This is a genomic window from Metabacillus sp. 22489 (genome assembly GCF_052044855.1).
GTDB lineage: Bacteria > Bacillota > Bacilli > Bacillales > Bacillaceae > Metabacillus > Metabacillus niabensis.
The window spans coordinates 1-9,558 of the sequence record NZ_JBQENT010000081.1 but is presented as its reverse complement, the minus strand read 5'-3'; the positions used below and the strand labels follow the sequence as shown (position 1 = coordinate 9,558).

At 35.8% G+C, this 9,558-nt stretch carries 7 protein-coding genes; all 7 read right to left on the bottom strand.

What is annotated here, in order from left to right; genetic code table 11:
• Positions 1–194: 194 nt before the first annotated feature.
• On the bottom strand, positions 195–731 hold the full coding sequence (spoVT, locus tag ACTJJ9_RS25560) for a stage V sporulation protein T (protein WP_095303506.1): 537 nt from the start codon (positions 729–731) through the stop codon (positions 195–197).
• A gap of 271 nt (positions 732–1,002) precedes the next feature.
• Positions 1,003–4,533 carry a transcription-repair coupling factor gene (gene mfd, locus ACTJJ9_RS25555; protein ID WP_145585121.1) on the bottom strand — a complete coding sequence of 1,177 codons (3,531 nt, stop codon included), beginning with the start codon at positions 4,531–4,533 and terminating at the stop codon, positions 1,003–1,005.
• Between the two features lie 124 nt (positions 4,534–4,657).
• Positions 4,658–4,888 (bottom strand): anti-sigma-F factor Fin family protein, encoded by a 231-nt coding sequence (locus ACTJJ9_RS25550; protein WP_095303502.1) that lies wholly within the window; start codon positions 4,886–4,888, stop codon positions 4,658–4,660.
• Between the two features lie 141 nt (positions 4,889–5,029).
• Positions 5,030–5,590, bottom strand: coding sequence for an aminoacyl-tRNA hydrolase (gene pth / locus ACTJJ9_RS25545; protein ID WP_145585118.1), 561 nt, complete (start codon positions 5,588–5,590; stop codon positions 5,030–5,032).
• A gap of 330 nt (positions 5,591–5,920) precedes the next feature.
• Positions 5,921–6,538 carry a 50S ribosomal protein L25/general stress protein Ctc gene (locus ACTJJ9_RS25540; RefSeq protein ID WP_145585116.1) on the bottom strand — a complete coding sequence of 206 codons (618 nt, stop codon included), beginning with the start codon at positions 6,536–6,538 and terminating at the stop codon, positions 5,921–5,923.
• Between the two features lie 168 nt (positions 6,539–6,706).
• Positions 6,707–7,660 carry a ribose-phosphate diphosphokinase gene (locus ACTJJ9_RS25535; RefSeq protein ID WP_095303497.1) on the bottom strand — a complete coding sequence of 318 codons (954 nt, stop codon included), beginning with the start codon at positions 7,658–7,660 and terminating at the stop codon, positions 6,707–6,709.
• A gap of 19 nt (positions 7,661–7,679) precedes the next feature.
• Positions 7,680–9,056, bottom strand: coding sequence for a bifunctional UDP-N-acetylglucosamine diphosphorylase/glucosamine-1-phosphate N-acetyltransferase GlmU (gene glmU / locus ACTJJ9_RS25530; RefSeq protein WP_145585114.1), 1,377 nt, complete (start codon positions 9,054–9,056; stop codon positions 7,680–7,682).
• Between the last annotated feature and the right edge of the window lie 502 nt (positions 9,057–9,558).

The window sequence follows — 9,558 nt, the reverse complement described above, 5'->3', positions numbered from 1 at the left end:
CGTAAATACCAGAATATGGACTGAGGTTTAGAGATTGTTGATTGGAGATCATGCGAACACCACCTAGAGTTTATATATCTATTATAAATGAAAAGAGCGAAGGCTTCCTCATAATATCGGGGAAGCCTTCGCTTTATTAAAGATATAGAGACTTTTTCAGTGGCCTCCCCATTTGCTACCCCTTTTTCTTACGATTATTGCTCCATCTGGCGAGCTAAAAACCCAGCAGCTGTTTCAACTGCTTTATGCTCAACCTCGCCAATTGCTTGGTCCTTCGAAAAAATGATAACTGCTCCGATTGGGTCACCATTAGCGACAATCGGTCCAATCGTATACGATTTAACTTCCTCACTTACCCCTTCGATAATCTGAGTTTCTCCACCATCTGTTTTTAAGATAGAACTTCTCTCTTCCATTACCCGCTCGACAACTTCACTAATGTTTTTATTTAAGTAATCCTTTTTCGAACCACCTGAAACCGCAATATACGTATCTCGATCACAGATTAATACCGGATGACCTAAACTGTCGTAAAGTGCATCTGCATATTCCTTTGAAAAATCGCTTAGTTCACTTATCGGTGAGTATTTTTTTAAGATCACTTCACCATCGCGGTCAACAAAAATTTCTAGTGGATCTCCTTCGCGAATTCGGAGTGTTCTCCGAATTTCCTTTGGAATTACTACACGACCTAAATCATCAATACGACGAACTATACCAGTTGCTTTCATCTTATGTTGCCTCACTTTCATCGGATGATAGGAAAAAAGATGATTGTTTTTAAACCCCTGTTTTTAGTGAATTTACATTTAATTTAGTTATGATTTATTCGACAAGATTTCAAAGATATGACAGGAGTTTTCTTTTTATGTAACAATCACCATTTGTTGAATTTAGTATCCTACACATGTTTTGTAATATACATAAGAAAGTGATTTTTTCATATTTTTTGTTCGTCGTAAAATTATTCAGCTTAACCAAACATATTGTGTGGTAAACCAATTAGTTTTGTGTGATTCCCTCTTTTTTCACATGAGCTAATCCATTTAATAGCTCTTTTATAATAGCTAACCATTGTTGTTCTGATAATCCCTTTGTATTAACGGTAATTTTCAGTCTTCCTCCGTCCATTCCAAGACCAACTGTTCTGCTGTGCTTTGAGCTTAGTTCAAAAAGAAGATGACCATCAATTCGATTACTCGCTTCTTCTTCAATTAAAATATTTACAATTTCCTTTTCCTGCTTGATAAGCTCGACACGTTCTTGCATAGCAAATACTTTAATCGTTGCTATTTGGAATAAATAATCAACCTCAATTGGATATTCTCCAAATCGATCGACTATTTCCTCTTGAAGCTCCTCTAATTCTTGTAACGATGTTATTGATCTGAAACGCTTATACATATCAATCTTTTGACGACCATCAGAAATATAATCCTGTGGTAAATATGCATCTACCTGTAAATCAATTTCAACATCAATTACTTTTTCCTTAGGCTTATCTGTTCTTCTTTCTTCAATTGCTTCTTTTAACATTTGTGAGTATAAATCAAATCCTACTGAATCAATAAATCCATGCTGTTGAGCGCCTAATAAATTCCCTGCACCTCTTATTGACAAATCTCGCATTGCAATTTTAAAACCAGATCCTAATTCTGTAAACTCTTTAATCGCTTGAAGCCTTTTTTCTGCTACTTCTGTTAACACTTTATCCTTTCGATGAGTGAAATAAGCATATGCTATACGATTTGAGCGACCTACTCTTCCTCGAAGCTGATAAAGCTGAGATAATCCCATCTTATCTGCATCATTAACAATTAACGTGTTAACATTCGGAATATCTACACCTGTTTCAATAATCGTTGTACTTACTAAAACATCGTACTCACCTTCAAGGAAATTTAGCATTACTGACTCAAGCTCATTTTCCGTCATTTTTCCATGCGCATAGGTTACTCTTGCATCAGGAACGAGCATTGAAATCTCTTCTGCCTTACGCTCAATATCCTCCACACGGTTATATAAGAAAAATACTTGACCACCACGCGCTAGTTCTCTTTCGATTGCCTCTCTTACAAGCGCACCGTTATACTCGACAACATAAGTTTGAACAGGAAAGCGATTCTCTGGCGGTGTTTCAATTACCGATAAATCACGAACGCCTAGCATGGACATATGTAACGTCCTCGGTATTGGCGTTGCTGTTAGTGTAAGTACATCTACATTTGTCTTTAATTGCTTTATCTTCTCTTTATGAGTTACACCAAATCTTTGCTCTTCATCAATAATAAGTAAACCTAAATCCTTGTAGGTTATATCCTTTGATAATAATCGATGTGTACCAATCACCATATCGACTGTACCATTCGCCAACCCCTTTTTTGTCTCAGTTATTTCTTTTCTAGTTCGGAATCTACTTAATAGCCCAATCGTAATTGGGTAATCTTGAAATCTTTCACGAACTGTTTCAAAATGCTGCTGAGCTAGAATTGTTGTAGGCACTAATAATGCTACCTGTTTCCCATCAGCTATTGCCTTGAAAGCAGCCCTAATCGCAACCTCTGTTTTTCCATAACCTACATCTCCACAAAGGAGTCTATCCATTGGACGGATTCGTTCCATATCTCGTTTAATTTCTTGAATTGAACGGAGCTGATCTTCTGTTTCCTGGTATGGAAAGGCCAATTCAAATTCTTTTTGCATTTCGCCGTCTGGAGAAAATGCATATCCTTCACTAGCTTCCCTTTCCGCATACAATTTAATTAAATCATCCGCTATATCCTGGACAGATGATTCAACTTTCTTTTTAACCTTTCTCCAATCATTTCCGCCAAGCTTATAAATTTTAGGCTCTTTGCCTTCTGAACCAACATATTTCTGTACTTGATCAATTTGATCTACTGGGACATATAATTGGTCACTACCTTGGTAACGAATATTTAAATAATCTTTATGAATACCGTTAATTTCTAATGTTTCAATTCCAAGATATTTCCCTATCCCATGGTTGACATGTACGACATAATCACCAATTTCAAGCTCAGAGTAGCTCTTAATTCTCTCCGCATTCGAAAGCTTCTGTCTTCTAACCTGTTTCTTAACTCGCTTCTTAAATAACTCCTCTTCAGTAATCACGGCAAGCTTTTGCATAGGAAGTTCAAAGCCTGTTTGCAGGTCACCTTCCATAATAAAGACCTTTCCGCTAACAAGAGCAGCTCCTTTTTTTATTGTCGTTGTTGTGATTTCGTAGTCTTCTAAAACCTGTTCTAGTTTTTTAGTTCTTTCATCATTTACTCCTAGAAAAACAACGGCATAGTTTGATTTCTTCCAACGCTCTAACTCATTTTTCAAGACATTCATTTGCCCATGGAAGTTTTGCATTTGCTTACATGACAAATTCAAAATATTTTGCGGACTCGTATGTGGTACATGTCGCAAAAATAATGATAGATAAACGAGTGAGTGAGTGGATTTTGAAACGACGTCTACATAAGAATGTGATAGCTTTACGTTATGTAGTATTTTGCCATCCTCAAGCAGGCTAGTAAACCACTCAGCCTCTTCCTTATTTAATTGATCAAATGTTTCATGAATACGACCAATTTCATCCAAAATAACGATAGATTTCTTTGGAAAATAGTCTAGTAAACTAGTAGCCTTATCATAGAAGAGCGACGAATATTTAAAAAGATCCTGTTCAAACTGTCCGTTACGTAAACGCTCCAAATCAAATTGGATATTTTCGAGTAAAAGCTCCTTTTGTTTTTCATCTTTTAATTTTTTTAGACTTGCTGCTAATCCAGTCTCAACAGCTTGAATCGTTTTTTCTTTCGTTCCACTATTTATAATCATTTCATTTGCAGGACCAATTGATATATCCTTAAGCATTTGAATTGACCGCTGATCTTCACTGTTAAATGTTCGTATCGAATCAATCTCTGTATCAAACAGCTCAATTCGTACCGCATGCTCCTCTGTAAGTGGATAGATATCTAAAATACCGCCACGAACACTAAATTCCCCAGGTGAGCTTACCATGTCCGTTCTTTCGTACCCGAGGGAACTAATTTTATTTAGAAGACTATCAAGATTAATATCTTGTCCAACCGTCAAACGAATTTGACTTTCTCTCCATAAATCCATCGGTGGCAGCAATCGTCTTATACCAGCGACAGGAGTAACGACAACAGTTTGCTTTCCTTCCGCCAACCTATTCAACACTTCAATCCTTTGTGCCTTTAATTCAGGGCTAGCAATGGCGATTTCAGAAGCAATTAAGTCATTAACAGGGTAAAGATAAACATCCTCATTCAAAAGGTTAACCAAATCTTCATATACCTTTTGTGCTTGATAAAGATTATGTGTAACTACTAATAGTGATTTATTTAATCCATTATAAAGAGCTGAAGTAAATACAGTCCTTGCAGAACCAGATAAGCCAGCAACTAACTGTTCTTTCAGTCCTTCTTCTATTCCTGAAACAATCGTTTTATAATCATCCGTCTCAGTAAAATAAGTCTGCAAACTAATCAAGATTAGCCCTCCTCTCAGATAAAGTCATAGATTGTTTATTTAAAATATCATGCAATATATTGATTAAAATCCCTTTCTCGGGAAGATCTCAACAGAAAAACGCTTTGGGATTTGCCCAAAGCTCTTATTGAATAAAACGTTCATATTGATGAAGGTCGGGATTACGATTTAATGCATCCTGACAATCCTCACAAATTGTTTTTATGTGAATATCACCATTTTGCTGATACGTTATCATCTCTTGTCTTTCTTCATTATTCAAGTGATCGAAGCCAAGCTGCTCACTCGTTACTGATATATTATCAATGCTTCCTACCTTAACGCCACAGTGTCTACAATGATAATGCAGAGCCATATGTACCTCCTGAAAAAGGTTATTTATTCCTAGTATGTACGTTTTACAGGAATGATATACATATGAGCTACTCTATCAAATAAAGACTATAAGAGTTCCTTCACTATATGTTTTATTATTGTATATGCCGTAATATTCCGTTTAATTAAACTCATTCATTACTTGAGTAAATGGAGATGATGATACCCATTTTTCACAAGCATTTGCTGAACGATTTATTGTATCAATCAGGTCTGCTTGTTCTTCTTCTGTAAAGCGCCCTAATACATAATCAGTTATCTTCATACCATTTTTGGGGCGATCGATACCTATGCGAATACGATTAAATTCCTGTGTTGCCAAATGTAAAATCATTGATTTAATTCCATTATGTCCACCTGCACTGCCCTTTGTTCTTAATCTAATTTTTCCTACAGGCAAATCGAGGTCATCATAAATTACAACGATTTCATCATTGTCTATATCATAGTAATCCATTAAAGGACGTATGCATTCTCCTGATAAATTCATATAAGTAAGTGGTTTTAATAATATGACTTTCTCACCTGAAATATGACCCATTCCATATAACCCATTAAATTTTTGGCGATCTAGCGGGATCGATAATTCTTTTGCGAGCTTATCAATAACCATAAAACCTACATTATGTCTTGTATGTTCATATTGTTTACCAGGGTTTCCTAGACCAACTATAAGTTTCATATCGAAACCCTCCTAATTCTGTATCTAATTGTACTTACTACTATTATTATATAACATTAGCACAAAAAGAAGTGTCAATAAATGAAAGTGTCAGTACTCATGATCATTTGTAGAAAATCGTTCTACATAAGACATCCTCTGAGAACTGACACTTATTGTCTTCTTTTTTCAAATCATATGTTTACAGCACAGTTTACGTAAATGTTATAGCTACTTAAATAACTAGTGTTGTGTGGTTAATTTCCTTCAGGCTTATTCGGCGTATCCACTGCTTAAGACACACTGTTTTGCAACACTTAGCCAAACAGTCAACCATAAACCCGTTTTGTATTATTCCTCGCGCCCTTCTTCATTTGTAGGAGTTCCTGGTTCTTGTTCCTCACCGCTATCAATTTCTTCCTCCTGCTGTGGTGGAAGGATGGACGCAATTACTAAATCGCCATCCTGGATGAATGTGTAGCTTCCATTTTTCACTACATCCTTCAATAAAAGCGCCTCATTCACAGCTAAATTTGAAATATCAACATCAATTGTTTGAGGTATATCACCTGGTTTAGCACTAATTGTAATTTCATGAGTGGATTGCTGTAACACCCCACCATCTTTCACACCTTGTGCCTCTCCAATTAACTGAATTGGGACATTTACTTCAATATCTGCTTTCATATCAACAATTTGAAAATCAACATGGATTACTTCGTTTTTTAACGGATCTGTTTGCATGTCTGATAGCATCACATTTTGAGAAGAACCATCAACATTTAAATCGATAATTGTATTCTTCCCTTCCTCTCGGATCGTTTTCAATAGCTGGATACTATCTATTGCGACAGGCTTGCTTTCTGTTGTCTTCCCGTAAACAATTGCCGGAATTTGTCCAGCCTCTCTAATTTTCCTTTTTGCCGATCTTGTAAATTCATGTCTATTAATCGCTTGTATTGTTGTCATTTCTACACCCTCCTACTCAATGTTCTTCACCATAATGGTTTGCCCAAAAATAAGAAGGGATAAACATGATACGCAATATAAAAAAGGCTTATTCCATTATAATTAAGTGACTGATTCGAATTGTTCAAATTCGAAGTCCTTATTATTTTAGGAATAAGCATTATTTTATCAATCAAATAATAAACTTACAGATTGTTTCTCATGCACGCGAATAATCGCTTCACTAATTAAAGGTGCTACTGATAATTCAACCAATTTGTCGATTCTTTTTTCCTCTGGCATGGCAATTGAATTCGTCACAACTAGTTCTTTTATTTTTGAATTTTGAATCCGCTCAATTGCTGGGCCTGATAAAACAGGGTGTGTACAGCAAGCAAATACTTCTTTTGCTCCATTTTCTACAAGAGCATTTGCTGCTAACGTAATTGTCCCAGCTGTATCAATAATATCATCGATTAGAATCGCTGTTTTTCCTTCAATGTTACCAACAATATTCATCACTTCAGCTACATTCGGTCTTGGACGTCTTTTGTCAATAATCGCAATTGGAGCTTTCAATTTATCAGCTAGTTTACGCGCACGTGTTACACCACCATGGTCTGGAGAAACAATGACGATGTCCTCTAAATTTTTCTCAAGGAAATATTCCCCTAAAATTGGTACACCCATTAAGTGGTCAATTGGAATATCAAAAAATCCTTGAATTTGTGGAGCATGCATGTCTAATGTAATAACACGAGTAGAACCAGCTGTTTCAATTAGATTTGCTACAAGCTTTGCTGTAATTGGTTCCCTCGCTCTTGCTTTCCTGTCTTGTCTAGCATATCCATAATATGGAATGACAATATTAATCGTTTTTGCAGATGCACGCTTTAATGCATCTATCATGATTAATAGTTCCATCAAATGTTCATTAACAGGACCGCTTGTTGATTGAATAATGTATACATCACAGCCACGGATACTTTCCTCGATGTTAATTTGAATTTCTCCATCACTAAATCGTGTGACAGAACTCTTTCCTAAGTCCACCCCTACAATATCGGCGATTTCCTTAGCTAAAGCTGGATTAGAGTTTAATGTGAATATTTTTAGATTTGAATCTCCATAGCGATTAGACATGGTTAAGTGAAAACCTCCATTAGGAATTTTTATTATTTATTCGGTCAGCATAATTCTCTTTATTTACTTGGCGTGCCCGCGCAATTGATAATGCTTTTCCTGGTACATCACTCGTAATTGTTGAGCCTGCAGCTACATATGCACCTTCACCGACTGTAACCGGTGCAACTAAATTCGAGTTACATCCAATAAATGCTCCATCCTCAATTTTCGTTAGGAATTTATTTTTCCCATCATAGTTAACAGTTATTGAACCACAACCAAGATTTACATCAGAACCAACCTCTGCATCCCCAATATAACTTAGATGTGAAGCCTTACTTCCTTTTCCGATTGTTGACTTTTTAATTTCAACAAAGTTTCCGATTTTCACCTCATCAGAAATGGACGATAATGGACGAATATGTGCAAAAGGACCAATCGCTACACGATTTCCAATATGACTGTCATGTGCAACAGATTGTCGAATTGTTGTTTCATTTAATACAGTGCAATCCTTAATTTCACTGTTTGGTCCGATAATACAATTCTCACCAATCGTCGTAGAACCAGAAATAATTGTACCTGGATAAATAACTGTATCACGACCTATTACTGCATCAGGAGAGATATATGTATTCTCAGGGTCGATTAAAGTAACACCATTTCTCATATGTTCAGTGTTTATCCGACGTTTCATAATTTTTTCTGCTTGAGAAAGAGCAATTCGATCATTAACACCTAATGTCTCATCAAATGAATCTGTTTGATAAGCCGAAACTACCTTGCCTTCTTTTTTTAGGATTTCTATTACATCCGGCAAATAGTACTCTCCTTGAACATTATCATTAGAAACGTTTGCTAATGCTTGAAATAATTCTTTATTATCAAAGCAGTATGTACCAGTATTTATTTCCGTAATACTTCTTTCTAATTCAGATGCATCTTTATGCTCTACGATTTTTTCAACTGTTCCTTCATTATTACGAACAATTCGGCCATATCCTGTTGGATCATCAGCCTTAGCTGTTAAAATTGTTGCCTTCGCATTCGTTTCTTTATGATGAGCTAATAAAGCTGACATTGTGTCAGAAGTAATAAGAGGTGTGTCACCGCATATCACGATTGTCGTTCCCTCTTCATTTTCTAAAAATGACGAAGCTTGCATAACAGCATGAGCAGTTCCTAATTGTTCACTTTGAAGTGCATATTCACTCGTATTCCCTAGCTCTGCTTTTACCTTTTCAGCACCGTGCCCTACAACCGTTACAATTTTCGTCAAATCCAACTTTGAGACTTGATCTAAAACATGCTGTACCATTGGCTTTCCACAAACAGGATGTAGTACTTTATAAAGGGAAGATTTCATTCGTGTACCTTGTCCTGCAGCTAAAATAACTGCGTACCGATTTTCCATTCATTTGGCCTCCATTTATTTATTTAAACCTTTTTAGCTACCTATTATTAAACGTTTCATGCGTTTTTATCCATAACGAATATATCTTAAAATTACCATCATTTCAAGATAACAAATCTAAGTACATAATATTTCTAATTTTATCATAGTTTTGTATCTAAGATATCGTAATCGAATATTACCTTCTCAATTAAAACAAAAATCATAGGGATTAGACTAATAAGGTGCATAGGAATGGTAGGTGCTTTCCCCATTTATTATGCTCCTTATTTTGAAGAAGGTCCAAATTTAAGAACCACATGTAATTAACTGTGAAAGAAAAAATCGGAGAATAGAATTAAGGTAGTAATTACTTATGGGGGAGTATAGTAGCAATCCAGTAAAAAGGTTCAACGTCAAATGTTGGGGTGAAGTAAATCTTACTTCTCCCTTATCCAACATGAACACCCACTTTTTTATACTTATGTGTTAATAAAATCTTTGCTCTAAAACGCTTGAAACT